A 19,712-nucleotide genomic window follows, 5' to 3' on the forward strand; every position below is an offset into this window, starting at 1 on the left:
CCCATTTCTCCCCCCCTCCGTGGGGGGCGTTTTTTGGTTCGGCCCCCCAACAAAAACCGCGCACGGGGGGCGACTACTGGGCGGTGAGCCCACCGTCCGCCGTGACGGTCGATCCGGTCATGTACGACGACTCGTCCGAGATCAGGAAGGCGATGACCGCGGCCATCTCGTCGACCTCCGCGCGGCGCTGCAGCGGAGTCTGCGCCAGCGCCGAACTCGTGACACCGCCGGACTCGCGGGCCTTGCGCGCGAGCGGCGTGTCGACGACGCCGGGGCACAGTGTGTTGGCTCGGACGCCCCGGTCCGCGTAGCCGACGGCGATGGACCTCGTCAATCCGAGTACACCGGATTTCGAGGCGTCGTAGCCGCACGTGTTGGTGTTCGCGGAGATCAGCGACGCGACCGACCCGATCGTCACGACCGACGACCGCTGCGCCTCGAGCATGTGCGGTAGCGCGGCGCGGACCGAGAGGAACGATCCGGTCAGGTTGATGTCGACGACGGCATTCCAGTCCTCCACCGACATTTCGTGCACGAGAGCCGATTTCGCGATCCCGGCGCAGGTGACGATGCCGTCCAGTCCACCCAGGGCGGCGGCGGCCTCGTCGACCGCGGGACCGATCGAGTCCGGATCGGACACGTCCGCCGCGACGGCGACCGCCGTCGCACCCGCCGCGGTGATGTCGTCGGCGAGGGCCTTCGCCGCGGCCTCGTCGAGGTCGAGGACCGCGACCGCGGCGCCCTCGTTCGCCAGACGACGGACGGCGGCCGCACCGATTCCTCCGGCGCCGCCGGTGACGAGAACCCTGCGACCCTGATTGCGTGCGTTGCTCATGGAGTTTCCTCTCAGCTGATGCGGAGTCCGCAGTCGACGGGAATCGAGACACCGGTGACGTACCGCGCCTCGTCCGAGGCCAGCCACAGCACCGCGTTCGTGATGTCCTCGGGTTCGACCCACGCCAGGTCCATGATGTTGCGGTGCCGGGCCCGCTCGCGCAGGTCCTCGATCGTGGGGTTCTCCAGGTCCGGGCAGAACACGCGCAGGGTGGACTCGCTGAAGAGCATGTCGGTGCCGACATTGCCCGGATGCACTGCATTGACGCGGATACCCTGCCCACCGTATTCGGCCGCGAGCGTCTGCATCAGGCCGACGACGCCGTGCTTGGACGCGTTGTAGTGCGCGACGTTGCGCGAACCGTTGTAGGTGACGACCGAACTGGTCAGGACGATCGATCCGCCGCCGGTCTCGAGCATGCGGGGGATGACGGCCTTGGTCGTCTTCCACACGCCGGTGAGGTTGACGTCGATCATGTCCTGCCACTCGTCCTCGGTCAGCTCGACGGTGGGACGGCAACCGCAGATGCCGGCGTTCGCGCTGACGATGTCGATGCGGCCGAGCTTCTCGACGGCATCGGCGGCCGCGGCGTCGAGGCCGGCCTGATCGCGCACGTCGACCTTGCGGGTGATGATGCGGCGCCCGGTGGCCTCGACGAGGCGGACGGTCTCGGCGAGGTCCTCCTCGCTCGCCATGCCGTAGGTGAGCGAGGCGATGTCCTCGCACGCGTCGGTGGCGTAGATGTCGGCGCCTTCCCGGGCGAGCCGGAGGGCGTGGGATCTGCCCTGTCCGCGCGCGGCACCGGTGATGAAGGCGACCTTTCCGGCCACTCGTCCCTGTGTGTGCATGATCGCTGTTCCTCCGGTGGTTCGGTGTCTGTCAGTTCATTCCCAGCAGCCGCGCCGGCGTGTCACACGTCATGACGCGCAGGTCGTCCTCGTCGACGCCTTCGTCCCACAGGGCGTTGACGTAGGAGTGCAGGCCTGCGGCCGGATGCGGGACCTTCGTGGTCCAGCCGTAGTCTGTTGCGAGCACGACCTTTTCGGCGTCGAGACGACGCAGTGCCGCGACGACGTCCGCGAACACCGACGGCTCGCCCATGCACGTGTGCGCGGCGAACTCGATGTGCGCGCCGAGGCCGGCGAGCTCGGTGACCTCCTGGATGGTCAGTCGGGGACCGGTGGTCGCGTGCATGGCGTGCGTGACGAGGACGCGGCCGCGTGTGCCGTATTCGCGCGCGACCGCGAAGTGTTCGGCGGTGGAGACGTGGCCGGTGGCGAGCACCGCGTCGTACTGCGTGATCAGATCCAGGATCGTCCGGACCTCCGGCAGCAGTTCGCCGTCGGCGTCGATCACCCGGATGCCCTCCTGCACACCGAAGAACGCGTTCACCTTGGCCGGTGCGTCCTGCTGTGAGGAGATCGTGGGCAGCCACACCACTTTCGCGCCCGCACGCAGCGCGCATTCGACTGCGTGCGGGTTGAGTCCGCCCACCGGGTGATCGAGGCAGATCCCGGAGATCGACTGCACCTCCGGCACTGCCTTGTTCGCCAGATGCGCGGCGACGGTGGAGGGGAACTCGTGAGCCTTGAGGACGATCGCTTTCATCCCGTGATCGGCCGCTTCGCGCGCGGCCTCGACCGGGTCGACGGAGTGCGGCGTCTTGGCAGCCATTTCCACGAGCGGTTCGGGCCCGAAGTGGCAGTGCATGTCGATCGCGCCGTCGAGTGCGATGGCGGCTGTCCCCGAGCGGCGTTCGGTCATCGTGTACCTCTCCTGCTGTCGAAGCCCACCGGATCCGGCCGATGGAAACGGAACGCCCCGGAGCGGGAGTCGATCCCGGCTCCGGGGCGGTCGGTGTTCGTCCGATCAGGACGGGCGGTGCGGGAGGAGAATCTCCTCGTAGAACCGATCGACGTACGGCTGGATGTCGATCTTGTCCGGGCTGTACCAGGTCGCGAAGCCGTTGTAGTCCGTCTCGTTGGTGTATCCGAGTTCGGTGACGATGCCGCTCCACTTGTCGGCGGTGTCACGGACGGTTCCGACGAACGCCTGCCCGTCACCGACCGCGGGGTTCTCCGCGATCGCGTCGACGATCTTGTCGTTGGCCGCCTGCAGCGCCGTGCGGGCGTCGTCGGCGAACGGCACGATCTTGCCGCCGTACTGCTGGATGCTCGCGACGGATTCGACTGTGACCGGCCAGATCTTGCCCTGAATGCTGCCGGTGACGAAGGCGTCGAGGCGATCCCACAGCAGCTGCTGCGCGACGAGCGGAAGCGATTCCCACACATCGAGGTTCATCGCCATGTTGCCGCTCGGCACGGCCAGACCGGCCTCCGGGTCGATCACCGTCTGGGGCGCGACCTCGACGATGCCGCCGATCTGCGCGGCGGCGGGGCTGAGCATCGAGCAGTCGATGACGCCGCGCTGCAACGCCTCGTACGCCTCGGTGTAGGCGACGGAGGTGGGAGTGGCACCGAGGGCGGCGACCTCCTGGTTGCCGGCGGTGCTGCCGACGGAGACGCTGCGGCCGGCGAAGTCGGGTAGGGCGGTGCGAGGCTGCGCGCAGAACAGCGCGTTCATGCCGGCGTTGTAGGCCGGCATCATCAGCTTGAGTCCCTTGTCCTCGAACTCCTCGACGATCTCGGGTGTCGACAGGGCGACGTCGGCCGGCCACGCGTTGGACTGCAGGACGCCGGTGACGACGCTCTGGTCCGACAGCACGCTTGCGTCGAGCAGCGCCGAGGTCGCCGGGAACTCCTTCGGCTCGTACACGGCGAGGACCTGGCCGATGTCGAGACGGCCGTCGACGATGGCGTTGTCGATCTCGGTCGACTTCGCGATCGCGTCCGAGTAGGCGATGTCGAAGGTGATCTTGCCGTCGGACCACTCCTCCACCGCGGAGGTGTACGCGTCGATGAACGCACCGCCGGTCGAGCCCTTGGTGCTCGGCGACTGTGTGTGCAGCACGATCGGGTCGACGTCCGCGAACGCGGCCTTGTATTCCTCCATGGTGGCACCGAAGGCGACGCCTTCACCGCCGCCCGAGCTACCGCCCGAGCCGGATTCGGCACATCCCGCAACCGCGAGTGCGCCGGCCACGGCGAGGGCCCCGGCCCGTACGAATGTCCCTGCCCGCCTGGCGAACTTGGTCACTGGAACTCCCTTGTCGAGAACTGACGCGGACCGGCGGCGGTGCCGTCGTCCACACTGCGTGAGTCACGTGATCCCGCTCACAACAGTGCTAATCATGCGTCTCAATTGGCCTGTCTGTCAAGATCTATGCGCCTGAATTCGCCCGGCCTGGCCGCGGGCTACTCGGCGGTGACGCCGCCGTCCACGAGAATCGCCTGACCCGTCACGTACGACGCATCGGGTGACGCCAGGAACGCGACCACCGAAGCGATCTCCTCCGGCTCGCCGTAGCGGCCCAGGGGTACCGACAGCGGCTTCGACGGATTCCGCACCGTGCCCTCGGTCGGGACGATCGCGGCGGTGTTGGCGCTCAGATTGGTGCGCACGGCGCCCGGGCACACGCTGTTCACCCGGATGCCCTGCGGCGCATACTCGACCGCCAGCGTCTGCGTGAGCATCTTCACCCCGCCCTTCGAGGCACGATAGGGCGCGAGCCCGCCCTGGGTCGCGACGAACGACGACGTCGAACCACACGTGACGATCGAGCCTCCGCCGCGGCGCAGCAGCGACGGCAGCGCGGCCCGGATCGTGAAGAACGTGCCGGACAGGTTGATGTCGAGGACGCCGTACCAGTCGTCGCGGCTGATCTCGTGGCTGTCGACCCGGGCACCACTTACCCCCGCGGCGGTGAAGACCACGCTGATCTCACCGAGCTCCGCGACCACCGACTCCACGATCGACGCGAGCTCGCCGTCGTCACGGACGTCCGCCGCGAAGGACAGCGCGGTGCCACCGGCAGCGCGGATCTTCTCGGCGGTCGCCTCGGAAGCGTCCCGGTGGACGTCGACGATCGCGACCGCGGCACCTTCGGCCGCGAGACGGACAGCGGAGGCCGCCCCGATCCCCGAGCCCCCGCCGGTCACCAGTGCGACGTCACCGTCGAGTCGCCGCGGCGTGGTCGTCATGAGAGTCTCCGTTCGTGGTGAGGTACGGCGTCAGATGCCGACGAGGTCGGCGAGCCTGGCGGTGTGCGCGGCGACGCTCCCGAAGAGCGGCTCGATCGCCTTGGCCCGGCGGAAGTACAGGTGCGGGTCCGCTTCCCACGTGAACCCGATGCCGCCGTGCACCTGGATGTTGTGGCCGGCGCACAGGGTCAGGCACTCCGACGCCTGTGACTTGGCCATCACGGCCGCGACAGGCAGGTCCTCGGAACCGACGTCCACGCACATCGACGCGTACATCACCGCAGCCTGCGTCGACTCGATCGCGATCGCCATGTCCGCGCACTTGTGCTTGATCGCCTGGAACGATCCGATCACGCGGTTGAACTGCACCCGTTGCTTGGCGTAGGCGACGGCCATGTCGAGCGCTGCCTGCGATGCACCGATCGCCTCGTTCGCGAGCAGGATCCGAACGAAATCGACGACACGGTCGATCGCGGCACGATCCGATCCGAGCAGCCGCGCCGGAGCACCGGCGAACTCGACGGTCGCGAGGGGTCGGGTCGGATCCAGCGAATCACGTACGGTGGCAGTGACTCCCGGAGCGGACGCCTCGACGACGTACAGCGCCACCGCATCACCACCCGGTGTGACGGCCGGAACGACGAGAAGGTCGGCGATGTGCCCGAATGCGACGTGGTCGAGCCTGCCGTCGAGTGTCACCGGCCCGGTGCCCGTCGCCCGCACCGTGGCCGCGGCGACCTCGAGGTCGCGCTCGACCGACACGGCGAGCGTGCCCACCGCCTGTCCCGAGGCGAGGACCGGAACCAGTTCCGTCCGCAACTCGGGGGAACCGAGACGGAGCACGGCTTCGAGGGCGCCGGTCGTCGCGATCATCGGAACGGGAGTCAGTGCGCGACCGAGCTCCTGTGCCACGATGGCGGTTTCGAGGAAACTGAAGCCGCTCCCGCCGAGTTCCTCGGCGATGTGGAGACCGGGCACACCCATGTCGCCGGTGAGGGTCCGCCATATCGTCGAGTCGAATCCGCGGGTGGCCGCGATCTCGCGCACGGCGGTCATGGGGGCTCGTTCGGCCAGGAGCCGGCGCAGCGATGCCCGGAACTCCTCCTGGTCCTCGTCGAATGCGAAATACACGTTGATCTTCCATTCTGCCGACGACGCGGCGACGAGCGGATCTCAGGCGCTCTTGCGGCGACCGATCTCCTGGAACGGACCACCGTCGAGGCGGGGTTCCTTGGGAAGTCCGAGCAACTGCTCTCCGATGATGTTGCGCTGGATCTGGGAGCTGCCGCCGTAGATGGTCGCGGCCCGCGCGTACAGCGCGATATCGTCCCAGCAGCGGGTCGAGTTCTCGGTTCCGGGTTGCGGTGTCACGAGAATCCCGTTGTTGCCCTGGCCTTCCGGTGTCAGCGCCTCGACGCCGAGGATCTCGAGGCCGATCTCGGTGTAGCGCTGGAAGAACTCGGCCCAGTAGATCTTCGAGAACGAACCGTCCACTCCCGGCCGGCCACCTTCGAGAAGGGTGGTCAGAGCCCGGTACCCGCGGAAGCGCATCGTCTGGACCCGCTGCCAGCACCATGCGAGTTCGCTACGGATGTGCGGATCTTCGGCGAGACCGCGTTCACGGGCGAGCTCGATCAGGCGGTCGATCTCACGTCCGAACCTGATCGCGTCGGTCGTCGCACGCACCCCGCGCTCGAATCCTAGCAGCGTGTTGGCGGTGTGCCAGCCTCCGTCGACCCCACCGAGGACATTGGCCTTCGCGGTCCGGGCATCGGTGAAGAAGACCTCGTTGAACGCGGTGTATCCCGCGGCGTTGAGAATCGGGCGGACCTCGATACCGGGCTGATCCATCGGAATCAGCAGGAACGACAAGCCCTTGTGCTTGACCGCGGACGGATCGGTGCGGCAGATCGCGAAGATCCAGTTGGCGTTGCTTCCGGCCGACGTCCACGTCTTCTGTCCGTTGACGACCCACTCGTCGCCGTCGAGGACCGCGCGGGTCCGCATCCCGGCGAGATCGGAACCGGCTTCGGGTTCCGAATAGCCCTGGCACCAGACGATCTCACCGGACAACGTCTTCGGGATGAAGTACGCCTTCTGCTCCTCGGTTCCGAGCACGGTGAGCGTGTTGCACAGCAGCTTGATACCGAGCGTGTCGTTCTCGGTTCCTTCGGGCACGCCGAGCCGCATCAGTTCCTCGTTCAGGACGACCTGCTCGATGTCCGACAGGCCTCCCCCGCCGTACTCCTTCGGCAGCGAAACCGCGAGCAACCCGTTGTCGGAGAGCACCTTACGCCAGGACTGCAGGAACGTGTCCTGCTCGGCGTCGGGCAGTGCCCCGATGCCTCGCCATCCCGCGGGCAGATTGGATTCGAGAAGCTCGCGCAGCGACGCGCGGTATGCGTCCGCCTCCGGCGGGTAGGTGATGTCCATGGTCAGGATTCCTTCGTTGCGAGATCCGGCCGCGAGCACACGGACGCCATCAGCGCGTCGACTTCGTCGGCGGTGTAACCGAGTTCGGCGAGAATCTGCGCCGAGTGCTCGCCGAGGAGCGGGCTGCCGCCCTTGAACCGGCCGGGGGTGTCGGACAGGTGCATGACCATGCCGACCTCGCGGCACCAGCCGTACTCGGCGTGGTGATGCTCGACGACACGGCCGGAGTCGAGGGCCCATTCCTCCCAGAGCAGTTCCGGCATGATCGGGCTGTCGAGGGGGATCTCGGCGGGAACGCGATTGCCGTCGAGCCGTGCGAACGCATCGGCGCTGCTCGATGCTGCGAACGTCCGGGAGAGCGCCTCCGTGAGAGCCTCGGCGTTGTCCTCGCGGTCCGCGACGGTCGCGAAACGCGTGTCCGCGGCGAGTTCCGGGGTTCCGAGTGCCTCGGCCAGCCGCCCGAACGCGGCGTCACCGATCGCGGCGATGGCGATCCAGCCGTCGGCGGTGCGGTAGAGCCGGTACAGCGGCGACCATCCGGTCTGATCCGCGTCCAGTTCGTGCGCGGGCACCGCCGCACCGTCGAGTGTCGCCGAGTGCTCACTGACGACGAACAGGCTCGAGTGCAGCTGCGGACTCTCCACGTACTGCGGCTCACCGGTGTTGTGCCGGTGGTGCAGAGCGAGGAGAACCGTGACGGCACCGAGGAATCCGTTGTAGAGGTCCTCGTTGCCCATCACGCGCCGGATCGGGCCGTTGCCCTTGCCTGCGCCCTCGAAGTTGAGGCCGACCATTCCGGACACGAGGGGCGCGAAGGACTTGAGCCCCGATTTCGGTCCGTCCGAGCCGAAGCCGGGCAGGTAGGCATAGACGAGATCCGGGTTGAGCGCGCGCAGCTGCTCGTATCCGAGACCGATCTTCTCGGCCTTGCCGGGACGGAAATTGTGCATCACGACGTCGGCTTCGGCGACGAGACGATGCGCGATCTCCTGACCCTCCGCGGTGCGCATGTCGACAGCGAGGCCGCGCTTGCCGCGGTTGGCACCTTCGAACAGGTCGCCGAGCGGCCGCATCTGGTCACCGACGAGCGGCTCGATCTTGACGACCTCGGCGCCGAGATCGGACAGCAGTCGAGCACCGAAGCCCGTCGCGAAGTACGAGCTGAAGTCGAGGATCTTCACACCCTGCAGCGGGGCCTCGACGCGACCGTCGCGGGCCGGCGCGGGCGCCCACTGCGCGGACCGGCTGATCTCGCCGATGCGACCGGTGTGCTCACCGACCTTCGGTGCGGGGAGCGGCGTTGCGGGCGTGGACTTCTCGAAGCGGATCACCGGGCCGACCTGGCGGATGGTGCCGTGCTCGTCGTCGGGAAGGTCGATCGGGACCCGCGCGAAGTTGACCTGGTCGTCCTCGAAGATGTCCTCGGGACGGTTCAGCGGCAGGACCGCGATGTCGGCGGCGTGCAGCAGCTCGAGCCACTCGTCGCGCGGACGCGCCTTGAACGCCTCGGGCACCTTGTTGCGTGCGATGTCGAGTTCGACGTCGTCCAGCGGAACGGCCATCTCGGGGCCGTCGACGGTGCGGGTCTGCTCCCCGAATCCGAGCAGGTCCATGAGCTTCTTGTAGGAGCCCGGTCCGCCGGTGTGCGGTATGAGCCACTTGCCGTCGGCGCAGACGAACGGGTCGGTGATGAGACGCTTGTTGCCGAAGCCCTTCTGGTTTCCGCTGCGCGCCAGGTACGAGATGTCCTTCTCGTTCCACCACCAGTTCATCGAGGAGATCGCGAGCATGCCGTCGAGCAGCGAGGTGTCGAGCTTCTGGCCGGTGCCGTTGAGCTTGCGGGCACGCAGTGCCGACAGGATGCCGATCGTGGTGATGAACGCGGTGCCGTAGGAGACCGTGGGGTGCCCCAGGAAGATGGGTCCTTCGCGGTGTCCGGTCTGCTCGGCCATCTGTCCGAGCCGGGCGTTGAGCAGCGCCTCGTATCCGGGCCGGGCGGCGAGCGGACCGGAGGTGCCGTAGCCGGTGACCGACGCGTAGACGAGTTCGGGGAACTGCTCGTGCAGCGCGTCGTAGCCGAGCCCGAGCTCGTCGGCCCTGCCTGCGCCGAAGGACTCGACGAACACGTCGGCGACGGCGAGCAGCTGCCGCAGCGTGTCACGGCCTTCGTCCGTCCGCAGGTCCGCCTCGACGCTCCACTTGCCGCGGTCGGTCGACTTGCGCACGTTCGCGTTCGCGTCGGGCCCGCCGCCGGGTCGTTCGATCTTGATGACCCGGGCGCCGTAGTCGGCGAGCATCATGGTCGAGATGGCGGCGGGCATACCCCAGCTCGCGTCGACCACTACGAGTCCGTCGAGTGGACCAGCCATTGCGCACTCCTTGAAGTCTCATGATCGCTGCGCCCGGGCACAGCATCGATCGGGTGTCGGTTCGGGCCGCTAGTCGGAGGACGGCAGCGGCTTGGCGGTGAGAAGCTCCATCGGCGCACCGTGACAGGTGAACCCGCCGTCGCCCTTCTTCACGCACATGATCTGGGTGTCGCAGGTGGCGCACGTGTAGCGCTTACCGACCTCGTTCATGAAAGCTCCTGGGAGTCCTGGAAGTGGTGGAACCTGTTGCCGCTATGCGGCGAAGATGACCTCGAGCGGCGTACCGCAGCAGGCCAGCGACGACCCGTTCGCCCGGGTCGCGATCGCCTCGGAACCGCACTCGGTGCACCGCAGCCGGCTTCCGTTCGTGGCCTCGGTGCCGGGAGTCGTGTCCGTACTCATGTCCGCTCCTTCGCGATGTCTGGTTTCGGGGACGCCTGCACCCCGCCGAACGTTACCCAGTTCACTATAATCATATTCATGGATTAACCACAAGAGTCCGGCAGAACCCACGGCAGATCGATCTGTGCGGTGGAAATGGTTCGATCGCAGTGGATTTCGGGACAAGACACCGGTGGCCCCGACCCTGGTCAGGGTCCGGGCCACCGGTGTTGTCATCGGACATCGCAGGCGATCCCGCGATCGAGCCCGGGCTAGTCCGAGGACGGAAGAGGCTTGGCGGTGAGAAGCTCCATCGGCGCATCGTGGCAGGTGAACCCGCCGTCGCCCTTCTTCACGCACATGATCTGGGTGTCGCAGGTGGCGCACGTGTAGCGCTTACCGACCTCGTTCATGAAAACTCCTGCCGATCGGGGAATGTCGCGGAACGGAGCCGCCGGTCACCCGGCGAAGATGATCTCGAGCGGCGCACCGCAGCACGCCAGCGAGGAACCGCCCGCCCGGGTGACGATCGCCTCCGACCCGCATTCGTTGCACCGCAGCCGGCTACCGTTCGTCGCCTCGGTCCCCGGTGTCGCATCCGCACCCATGTCCGCTCCTCACCACATTCGACGCACCGCGTCTCGTTACCGTCCCGATGTTACCCAGTTCACCATAATGATGTACATAGATGTGTCGAAACTGGTGCGACCGCGTCGCTATTGGACGATGCCCGCGGCCCGCAGGCCCGCGACCTGAGCTTCCGTGAGACCGAGTTCGCCGAGAATGCGGTCGGTCTGCTCACCCAGGGCGGGGACCGGGCCCATGCGCATCTCCACGTCGCGGAACGTCATCGGCGGAAGAACCGCGCGGATCGGCCCGGCCTCGGTACCGATCTCCCGCCAACGGTCACGAGCCTCGAGCTGCGGGTGCGCGATCAGCCCCTTCATGTCGTTGAGCTGCGCGGCCGGGACGCCGGCCTTGGCGAGCTGCGCATCGAGATCGGCGGTGAAGAACCGCCGGGTCTCCTCCGCCACCAGCGCATCGACCTCGGCCCGGTGCTGCACGCGCAGCACGTTGGTCGCATAGCGCGGATTCGCGGCCAGGTCGTCCCGCGCGAACACCTCCGACATCAAGGTGCGCCAGCCGCGATCGTTCTGGACCCCGATCAGGATCTTGCCGTCCTGCGTCGGGTACGCGTCGTACGGGGCGATCGACGCGTGCGAGAGTCCCATCCGCTTGATCTGGACGTCCTGGTACATCTGCATGTACATCGAATGGCCGAGCCACTCGACCGTCGCGTCGAACATCGACAGGTCGATGGTCGCGCCGACGCCGGTCCGCTCGCGCCGGAACAGTGCGGCCTGGATCGCGGTGAGCGCGTACAGGCCGGCCGCGATGTCGGACGCCGGAACACCGGTCTTCGTCGCGGTGTCCGGGGTTCCGGTGATCGAGCACAATCCGGTCTCGGCCTGGACGAGCATGTCGTAGGCCTTGCGGTCCTTGAACGGCCCCGACGTGCCGTAACCGGTCATGTTCACCACGACGAGTCCGGGATGATCGGCGCGCAGTTCGTCCGCACCGAGACCGAGGCGCTCGGCGGCCCCGGGCGCGAAGTTCTGGATGAACACGTCGGCACCTGCCACGAGCGACCGGATCGCCTCGAGCCCCTCGGGCGCCTTGAGGTCGACGCAGATCGACTCCTTGCCGCGGTTGAGCCATACGAAGTGCGAGGCGAGGCCGTGCACCGCGGTGTCGTAGTTGCGCGCGAAATCGCCTTCGCCGATGCGCTCCACCTTGATCACACGGGCGCCGAGGTCCGCGAGATGCCGACTCGCGATGGGCGCCGCGACGGCCTGTTCGAGACTGACGACGGTCACGCCGTCCAGCGGGAGTCCGGTGGGTTCGGTTGCCTCCGAATGGAATTCCGTGAACGTTGCCATAGTGGAAGTATCTGCGCGGCACAGGCAGGTGTCAATACTATGTTGAGATTTATTATCAGGAATATCCCCGCGGACGCCGGTGCGACGCAGACGCGGCCCCACCCCCCTCGGGGTGGAGCCGCGTGCACGCTGTCCTCTCCGCTGCGCCGCCGGCGCTCCTATCCGCTCGCGCGGTCCGGCAGGAAGGTGGAGATCTCCGGGAAGAAGATCAGGATCAGCACGACCACGATGGCCATCGGCAGGAACCAGAGGGACGCGACGAACACGTCCTTGAGCGGAATGTTCTTACCGAGATTGACCTCGGGATCCTTCGTGATCGAATGGATCACCATGGCGAGAATGCCGACGGGCGGCGACAGGATGGCGAGCTCGCCCATGAACACGGTGAAGGCACCGAACCACAGCAGCGAGATGTCGAGCGCCTCGAGCGTCGGGATCAGAATCGGGATGGTGAGCACCATCATCGGCAGCGGTTCCATGAACGCACCGAGAATCAGGTAGACCACGAGCATCAGCAGCAGGAACTCGACCCGGCTCAGGTCCATGCTCGCGATCAGGTCGGCGAACCCGTTGCTGATGCCCGTCAGCGTCATCATCCGGGAAAGCGCCTCGACACCGATGAGCAGCAGGAACACCGCGCCGACCGTCGAGACCGTGCCGACGGATCCGTCGACGAGTGCGCGCCACGCCCCGCCGTCCTTGCGCTTCCACAGGAAGACGATGCCGACCGAGCACAGCGCGGCGACGGCGCCGGCCTCGGTGGCGGTGAAGACACCGGAGAACATTCCGCCGATGATGACGACGATCAGAACCGGCACCGGCCAGGCGGCGGCGAGGCTCTTGAACCGCACACTCCAGCTCACGTGCGCGGCCTCGACGCGGCTCTCCTTGGTTCCGGCGAGATCCTTGCCGAAGACCGCGAACAGGATGATCGCGATCGTGAACATGACCGAGACGAGGATGCCCGGGCCGATGCCCGCGAGCAGTGCCTTGCCGACCGGCACCTCCGCGATACCCGCGTAGAGGACCAGCAGAATGCTCGGCGGAATCAACTGACCGGGCAGACCTGCGACGATGACCGCGCCGACGGCGAGGCGGCGATCGTATCCGGCCTTGAGCATCTCGGGAATACCGATGCGGCCCAGAGCGTATGCGGTTCCGGTGGTCGAACCGCTCACCGCGGCCAGACCCGACCCCGCGATGTTGGTGCCGACGGCGAGACCACCCGGCATCCAGCCCAGCCAGTGGCGGGCCGCGGTGTAGAGCGTGTCGGTCAGACCCGAACGCCACAGCAGCAGACTCATGAGCACGAACATCGGGACGACGCTGAGCGTCCAGCTCGCGACCTGGTCGTACGGCAACGCGGTCAGGGCACTGGTGACGGTCTTCTCACCGCGGATCGCGTACAGACCGGCGAACGACGGGATGATCATCGTCAGTGCGACGGGTACGCGCAGGCACAGCAGCGCCATCATCATGACGAGCGCGGCGCAACCGATCGCGATCGGTGTGAGCGGCAGGAAGATCGCGACGACGGAGCCCACGAGCGCCACCATGAGGATCGCGAACACGGTCCACGATCGGACCGTCGCCTTCCTGCTGGGACCGACCTCGGGTGGCGCCATGCCGGGATTCGGCGTCTCGGCAGCGGTGGTGGTGGTCATTTCGCCTCCGAATCGGGCGTGGTGGACGTCGTTGCGGGCACGGCGTGCTCGGCGTCGAGTTCCTCGTTGATGCGTGCGACCTCGGCGTCGATCGGGTCGGTGTCGTCCTCGGCTCCGCGCAGTGCCCGCACGGTCGCGAAGCACAGCTGGATTCCGAAGACTCCGAAGGAGATCGGGATCAGGAAGAACACGGGCCACGACACGACGGTGGACACACCGGCGGTCTTGCCGATCTCACGGGCGTGCAGCGCTTCCTCGAGGCCGTACCAGGCGAAGCCGAACATCACGAGCGCGGCGAGAGCGTATCCGCCGGCCAGAACCGCGCGGCGGACCGATGTCGGGAAGTAGTGGGTCACCAGGTCGGCGACGATGTGCTCGCCCCGGGCCTGGGCCGCCATGAATCCGAGGAGCGCGATGACCGGCAGGTAGATGTACTGCGTGATCTCGAGCGTGTTCGGGATCGGATGCGAGGCGAACGCGCGCAGCAGCGCGTTGGCGGTCACGTGGATCATCATGACGAAAAGAACGATGACTGCCGGTACTTCGATGAGCATCAACAGCGGTGGGGTCCGCTTGCTCGAAGCGCTCGGGGATGCGCTCATGTCAACTCCGCATTGTGAGGGGATGGTGTGCGGTCTCGATGCGTCCGGTCTCAGGTCGCAATGAGCTGACCGGCCGCCGTGAGTGCCGGATACAGCCGGCCGAATCCGTTACGGCCGAGCCTGTTCCAGATCTTCGTGGTCCAGCGCATGTTCTCTCCGCCTGCCGCTCTGCCCGGACGAACCGGACATGTGGGTGATTCCGTCGTGATCCACATCACTCACGATGTGCATATCATTCGCTTGAATAGGCCGTGAAGTCAAGATTTCATGCGAATGATTTGGCTGAACTCGGATCGATGCTTCGGGTCGCCGTTCCGCAGTGCAACCCTGCGGGTGGCAACTTGACGGGGGGAGACCGTCGTCACAGAATAGCAATAGATGATTACCATTATCTACATTGCCGACAACGGGACACCGATCGAGGAGCCCACATGAGCCAGACGCCGCTCAAACCACTCCCCCTCCCGGACGACATCACCTCCGGGTACTGGGAGGCGGCGCGCGCAGGGCGGCTGGCAGTGCAGTACTGCCCCGGTTGCGCACGCCACGTGCACCTGCCGGTGGACACCTGCCCCTGCTGCGACACCACCGACCTGCAGTGGCGCACGGTCTCCGGCCGCGGCACGCTGTACTCGTACACGGTGGTCCACGACGCTCCGGCACCGGGCCTCGCCGACTCCCTGCCGTACATCGTCGGCGTCGTCGAACTCGCGGAACAGGCCGGACTGCTCGTCACCACGAACGTGGTGGACGCCGACCCCGGCGACCTCCGGATCGGCCTCGATCTGGAAGTGACGTTCGACGAACTCGCCCCCGGCACCGTCGTGCCGCAGTTCCGCCCGAGGAAGGCCTGACCATGTGGGACTACCGTGACAAGGTCGCGATCGCCGGAATCGGCTACACCGAACTGATCCGCCGGAATCCGCGCACACTCGCCTCGCTCACCGTCGAAGCGACCGACGCCGCACTGGCGGACGCCGGACTGTCGCGCGCGGACGTCGACGGTCTCGCGACCACCCCGACGATGCCGGTCTACGGTGGCGACAAAGGCAACCAGGACGGCATCGACGTCGTCACCCCCGCCTATCTGGCCGGGGCCCTGAAGATCCGGGACCGGATCACCTGGCTCGGCAACACCACCCCGATGGTCACCCACGCCGCCATCGACGCCGTCAACGCCCTCGTCGCCGGCGCGTGCACCCACGTCGTGCTCTATCGCGCGCTGCACATGCCGCAGGGGCGCTATTCGAATTTCACCGCCGCCCACGCGACGGGCAAGGACCAGTTCTTCGCGCCCTACGGCTTCTCCATTCCCGCGGCGTGGGCCGGGACGGTCGCGCGTCGCTACCTCGAAACGTCCGGGGCGAAGCGGGAATCGTTCGCGAACTTCGTCGTCGACAATCGCGAGCGTGCGCACCTCAATCCGAACGCCTACTTCCGCGGGAAGACCTTGACCCGGGACGAGTACCTGACCTCGCGGATGATCGCCGATCCCATCACCATGCTCGACTGCGACCTTCCGGTCGACGGTGCCGTGGCGATCGTCCTCACCCGCACCGACCGTGCACGCGATCTGCGCAACCCGCCGGCGTTGATCTCGGGGTACGCCACCAGCAATCACGTGGGGGCCACCGGCGTCCCGATGACCCTCGAAGACATCCGTGCCGGTGCCGGCGCCACCGGCGAACGCCTCTGGGCGGCAGCGGGAATCGGCCGGACCGACATCGACATCGCGCAGCTCTACGACGGTTTCTCGATCTTCACCTACACCTGGCTCGAAGGTCTCGGCTTCTGCGGACCCGGCGAGGCAGCGGCGTTCATCGACGACGGCAACGCCCGCCCCACAGGCTCCCTGCCGCTCAACACCGGGGGCGGTTGCCTCGCCGAGGGCCGCCTCCACGGCATGACCCAGTTGACCGAGGCCGCGTACCAGGTCACCGGCCGGGCGGGTGAGCGTCAGATCTCCGGTGCGCGGCGGTCGGTGGTCACCGTCTCCAACGGCCTGGCCGGATCGACCGCGTTCGTCGTCTCCGCCGACCACTGACAACCCGCACAACCGCGGGACGGCCGCGCGCGACCGGTCGCGCGCGGCTGTCTCCTGGCTATGTAACCGAATCGAACGGGCCCCGGAGCTTTCCGCTCCGGGGCCCGTGTCGCGCGTCGGGCGACTCAGTTCTCGAGTCCGGCGAGCTGCGCAGCGAACTTCTTGCGCGCCAGTTCCTCGAGCGCCGGACCGTGGTAGCTCGGGAACAGTCCGTCGTGCGGCTCGGCGTCACGCAGGAGCTGACGTGCCAGGCTCACCTTGTGGATCTCGGTGGCACCGTCGGCCAGTCCCATGTGGTAGCTCTCGAACAGCCACTTGCCCAGCGGCAGTTCCTTGGACACACCGAGCGAACCGTGTAGTTGCACCGCCCGCGAGGTGACGTCGAGCAGCACCTTGGGCATGGCGGCCTTCACCGCGGCGATGTCCCTGATGACCTTGCGGTAGTCCTTGTACCGGTCGATGCGCCAGGCCGTGCGCAGCACGAGCAGACGGAACTGCTCGATCTGCAGCCACGAATCGGCGATCATCTCCTGCACCAGTTGCTGGTCACCGAGCCGCTTGCCGCGGGTGGTCCGCGACGACGCCCGCTCGAGCATCATGTCCAGCGAGGCACGCACGAGCCCGACCGTCCGCATCGCGTGGTGGATGCGGCCGCCGCCGAGACGGGTCTGGGCGACCTCGAAGCCCTGCCCGACTTCACCGAGGATGTGGTCCTTGGGGATACGCACGTCCGTCCAGCGGGTGTAGGCGTGCGTGCCGACCTCGTAGTCGTGGCCCCAGACACCGGTGTTCCGGACGATCTCCACTCCGGGGGTGTCGGCCGGGACGATGAACTGGGACAGCCGGCGGTGCGGCTCGGCGTCCGGGTCCGTCACCGCCATGATGATGTAGAACGACGCGAAGCGCGCGTTGCTGCCGAACCATTTCTCGCCGTTGATGACCCATTCGTCGCCGTCGAGGACCGCGGTGGTCTCGAATTCGACCGGGTTCGAACCGCCTTGCGGCTCGGTCATCGCGTAGCACGAGACGATCTCGTTCTCGATGAGCGGCTTCAGGTACCGCTCCTTGAGTTCGGGGGTGCCGTAGTGCGCGAGGATTTCGGTGTTGCCCGAGTCCGGTGCCTGTGCGCCGAAGACGATGGGACCCGAGTGGGTGCGTCCGACGATCTCGTTGAGCAGCGCGAGCTTGAGCTGACCGAAACCCTGGCCGCCCAGTTCGGGACCGAGGTGGGTGGCCCAGAGCCCTTGTTCGCGCACCTTGTCCTGGAGCGGCGGGATCAGCTTCTGCCGCAGCGGATCCTGCAGATCCCACGCGTGGGTGATCACCTGGTCCACGGGCTCGACCTCGGTGGTCACGAATTCCTCGGCCCAGTCGAGCACCTTCTGGTACTCGGGGTCGGTTTCGAATCCCCAGCTCATCTGCGGTTACCTTTCTCGAAAAGTCGTGCAGGTCGTGACTGTTCAGCGCATCGCCGTGCGGCCGCCGTCGACCGGGATGATCGCGCCGGTGGTGAAGGTCGAGCCCGGTCCGGCCAGGTACAGGGCCGCCCCGACGATCTCGTCGGGATTGCCGGCGCGTTCGAGCGGCAGCGCGTGGAAGCGTTCCGCGACGACGTCCATGTCCCAGGACTTGCTGATGTCGGTGAGGAACGGTCCGGCCATGATGGCGTTGATCCGCACCGTCGGTCCGTATTCCTGCGCGAAGCCCTTGGTCAGAATGTTCAGTCCCGCCTTGGCGGCCGCATAGGGCAGGTCCACGGTGGTGGGGCGCTCGGAGGCGATCGAGCTGATGTTGATCACGGTGCCTCCGCCTGCCGCGACCATCCTCGGTGCGACGAGGGTCGTCAGCCGGAACGCGCTCTTGAGGTTGACATCGAACACCTTGTCCCAGAGTGCTTCGGAGATGTTCCCGAGCGAGTCGTACAGCGGTGACATACCTGCATTGTTCACGAGGATGTCGATCCTGCCGAACTCCGCATAGGTCCGCTCGACGAGTCCGTCCAGTGCATCCCAGTCACCGACGTGGCAGGCCACAGGCAGTGCCCGGCGCCCGGTGGTCTCGACGACCTCGGCGGCGAGTTTCTCGCAACTGTCGATCTTGCGGCTGACGATGACGGTGTCGGCACCCGCCCGTGCGAACGCCAGCACCATCTCGCGCCCCAGACCGCGGCTGCCGCCGGTGACGAGCGCGACCTTACCTTCCAGCGGAAGTGCCTGATCGGTCATCTTGTACCTCCTTCTCGGGCGAGATGCTCCCGCCGTGTTCACGTGCGCTGCCGTCGGCCACGAGGGGAACAACGGCCTTCCCCGTCGCGGTACCGCCGAGCATGCCGAGGAACGCGTCCCAGGCCCCCGCGACACCACCGGCGAATTCCGTATGGACGGGCCGGATCGCGCCCATCCGGATCCACGTCGCCATCTGCGACTCGAAGTCGTCGCGGGCGTCGAGATGGTCGCGGAGGAGGAATCCTTCCATCCGCGCGCGACGCCAGATCAGTTTGATCAGGTTGCTCGGCCCCGGCTGCGGAGCGTCCGCGTTGTAGATGCTGATCATCCCGCACAGCGCGATCCGCGCATGGTCGTTGATCACCCGGATGGCGGCCTCGAGGTGGTCGCCTCCGACGTTGTCGAAGTACACGTCCAGGCCGCTCGCGCCGACCTGGGCGAGCGCGTCCCGGAGCAGGTCCGTCACACGCCCCTCATGGTAGTCGAACGCCACATCTGCGCCCAGTTCCCGTGCCAGAGCGACCTTTTCGGCGGATCCGGCACTCGCAATCACGGTTGCCCCGCGCAGTTTCGCGATCTGGACGACGGTGGATCCGACCGCGCCGGCAGCCGAGGAGACGAATACGACATCGCCCGTCTCGATACGGGCGATCCGCTCCGCACCGATCCACGCCGTCATCCCGGGGATGCCCAGCAATCCGAGATGCGCGACCGGTGGCAGGTCGTCGTGAGCGACGATCCGGCACTCCGATGCGGGGACCAGGGCGTGCTCGCGCCAGCCGCGATCGTGCAGCACGAGCGCGCCGACCGGCACGGTGTCGTCGGCCGACGCGGTGACCCGGCCGACCGTGGGAGCGAGCATCGGCTCACCGATCGGATACGGCTCCGCGTACGTCGCCTCGCCGCCCATCCGGCCGCGCATGTACGGCTCGACCGACATGACCAGGTTCTCGACCCGCACGTGACCTGTGCCGGGAGCACCGACCACGACGTCGACGAGCTCGACGTCGGTGGTCTTCGGGCGGCCCTTGGGCCGTGACCGCAACAGCCACTCGCGACCGGCCACGGTGGTGGCAGTCGTGAGCGGGGCGCAGCCGATGTCGTTCGTCTCCACTGCTC

Annotated in this window: 20 protein-coding genes; 2 read left to right on the plus strand and 18 right to left on the minus strand. The window is 67.2% G+C overall.

Annotated features, from left to right (window positions below; translation table 11 throughout):
• Positions 1–73: 73 nt before the first annotated feature.
• From ACWDTS_RS26460 to ACWDTS_RS26530, 15 genes are all read right to left on the minus strand, one after another.
• Positions 74–835, minus strand: a complete 762-nt coding sequence (locus ACWDTS_RS26460) for an SDR family NAD(P)-dependent oxidoreductase (protein ID WP_450111689.1) — start codon at positions 833–835, stop codon at positions 74–76.
• A gap of 11 nt (positions 836–846) precedes the next feature.
• A complete protein-coding gene (locus tag ACWDTS_RS26465) occupies positions 847–1,683 on the minus strand; it encodes a mycofactocin-coupled SDR family oxidoreductase (protein WP_068157626.1) in 837 nt (278 codons plus the stop codon).
• A 31-nt stretch (positions 1,684–1,714) separates the two neighbouring features.
• Entirely contained in the window at positions 1,715–2,599 is an 885-nt protein-coding gene (locus ACWDTS_RS26470) for a DUF6282 family protein (RefSeq protein WP_068157551.1), read from the minus strand.
• A 105-nt stretch (positions 2,600–2,704) separates the two neighbouring features.
• Positions 2,705–3,991, minus strand: coding sequence for a C4-dicarboxylate ABC transporter substrate-binding protein (locus ACWDTS_RS26475; RefSeq protein WP_450111688.1), 1,287 nt, complete (start codon positions 3,989–3,991; stop codon positions 2,705–2,707).
• A 158-nt stretch (positions 3,992–4,149) separates the two neighbouring features.
• On the minus strand, positions 4,150–4,935 hold the full coding sequence (locus ACWDTS_RS26480) for an SDR family NAD(P)-dependent oxidoreductase (protein ID WP_450111687.1): 786 nt from the start codon (positions 4,933–4,935) through the stop codon (positions 4,150–4,152).
• A gap of 30 nt (positions 4,936–4,965) precedes the next feature.
• A complete protein-coding gene (locus tag ACWDTS_RS26485) occupies positions 4,966–6,066 on the minus strand; it encodes an acyl-CoA dehydrogenase family protein (protein WP_450111686.1) in 1,101 nt (366 codons plus the stop codon).
• A gap of 42 nt (positions 6,067–6,108) precedes the next feature.
• Positions 6,109–7,368, minus strand: a complete 1,260-nt coding sequence (locus ACWDTS_RS26490; RefSeq protein WP_450119346.1) for an acyl-CoA dehydrogenase family protein — start codon at positions 7,366–7,368, stop codon at positions 6,109–6,111.
• Between the two features lie 2 nt (positions 7,369–7,370).
• A complete protein-coding gene (locus ACWDTS_RS26495) occupies positions 7,371–9,737 on the minus strand; it encodes a CaiB/BaiF CoA transferase family protein (protein WP_450111685.1) in 2,367 nt (788 codons plus the stop codon).
• Between the two features lie 69 nt (positions 9,738–9,806).
• Positions 9,807–9,947 (minus strand): hypothetical protein, encoded by a 141-nt coding sequence (locus tag ACWDTS_RS26500; protein ID WP_156665300.1) that lies wholly within the window; start codon positions 9,945–9,947, stop codon positions 9,807–9,809.
• Positions 9,948–9,989: 42 nt separating this feature from the next.
• Positions 9,990–10,139, minus strand: coding sequence for a hypothetical protein (locus tag ACWDTS_RS26505; protein WP_156665301.1), 150 nt, complete (start codon positions 10,137–10,139; stop codon positions 9,990–9,992).
• A gap of 251 nt (positions 10,140–10,390) precedes the next feature.
• A complete protein-coding gene (locus ACWDTS_RS26510) occupies positions 10,391–10,531 on the minus strand; it encodes a hypothetical protein (protein ID WP_450111684.1) in 141 nt (46 codons plus the stop codon).
• Between the two features lie 45 nt (positions 10,532–10,576).
• Positions 10,577–10,726 carry a hypothetical protein gene (locus ACWDTS_RS26515; RefSeq protein ID WP_082899736.1) on the minus strand — a complete coding sequence of 50 codons (150 nt, stop codon included), beginning with the start codon at positions 10,724–10,726 and terminating at the stop codon, positions 10,577–10,579.
• A 108-nt stretch (positions 10,727–10,834) separates the two neighbouring features.
• Entirely contained in the window at positions 10,835–12,058 is a 1,224-nt protein-coding gene (locus ACWDTS_RS26520) for a CaiB/BaiF CoA transferase family protein (RefSeq protein ID WP_450111683.1), read from the minus strand.
• A gap of 158 nt (positions 12,059–12,216) precedes the next feature.
• Positions 12,217–13,722 carry a TRAP transporter large permease gene (locus tag ACWDTS_RS26525; RefSeq protein WP_450111682.1) on the minus strand — a complete coding sequence of 502 codons (1,506 nt, stop codon included), beginning with the start codon at positions 13,720–13,722 and terminating at the stop codon, positions 12,217–12,219.
• Entirely contained in the window at positions 13,719–14,324 is a 606-nt protein-coding gene (locus ACWDTS_RS26530) for a TRAP transporter small permease (RefSeq protein ID WP_450111681.1), read from the minus strand. The genes ACWDTS_RS26525 and ACWDTS_RS26530 overlap by 4 nt, the downstream gene beginning before the upstream one ends.
• Positions 14,325–14,755: 431 nt before the next feature.
• On the opposite strand from ACWDTS_RS26530, the gene ACWDTS_RS26535 reads away from it, so the two are divergent.
• On the plus strand, positions 14,756–15,178 hold the full coding sequence (locus tag ACWDTS_RS26535; RefSeq protein WP_450111680.1) for a Zn-ribbon domain-containing OB-fold protein: 423 nt from the start codon (positions 14,756–14,758) through the stop codon (positions 15,176–15,178).
• 2 nt (positions 15,179–15,180) lie between these two features.
• Positions 15,181–16,368, plus strand: coding sequence for a thiolase C-terminal domain-containing protein (locus ACWDTS_RS26540; RefSeq protein WP_450119347.1), 1,188 nt, complete (start codon positions 15,181–15,183; stop codon positions 16,366–16,368).
• 125 nt (positions 16,369–16,493) lie between these two features.
• Here the strand turns inward: ACWDTS_RS26540 and ACWDTS_RS26545 are convergent, their stop codons facing one another.
• Genes ACWDTS_RS26545 through ACWDTS_RS26555 form a run of 3 tightly spaced genes read right to left on the minus strand, consistent with a single transcriptional unit; the run spans position 16,494 to position 19,707 of the window.
• Complete coding sequence (locus ACWDTS_RS26545) at positions 16,494–17,786, minus strand: acyl-CoA dehydrogenase family protein (protein ID WP_068157576.1); 1,293 nt, start codon at positions 17,784–17,786, stop codon at positions 16,494–16,496.
• A 42-nt stretch (positions 17,787–17,828) separates the two neighbouring features.
• On the minus strand, positions 17,829–18,593 hold the full coding sequence (locus tag ACWDTS_RS26550) for an SDR family NAD(P)-dependent oxidoreductase (protein WP_068157580.1): 765 nt from the start codon (positions 18,591–18,593) through the stop codon (positions 17,829–17,831).
• Complete coding sequence (locus tag ACWDTS_RS26555; protein ID WP_450111678.1) at positions 18,562–19,707, minus strand: NADP-dependent oxidoreductase; 1,146 nt, start codon at positions 19,705–19,707, stop codon at positions 18,562–18,564. The genes ACWDTS_RS26550 and ACWDTS_RS26555 overlap by 32 nt, the downstream gene beginning before the upstream one ends.
• Between the last annotated feature and the right edge of the window lie 5 nt (positions 19,708–19,712).

This window comes from Rhodococcus sp. NPDC003383, from assembly GCF_053589115.1.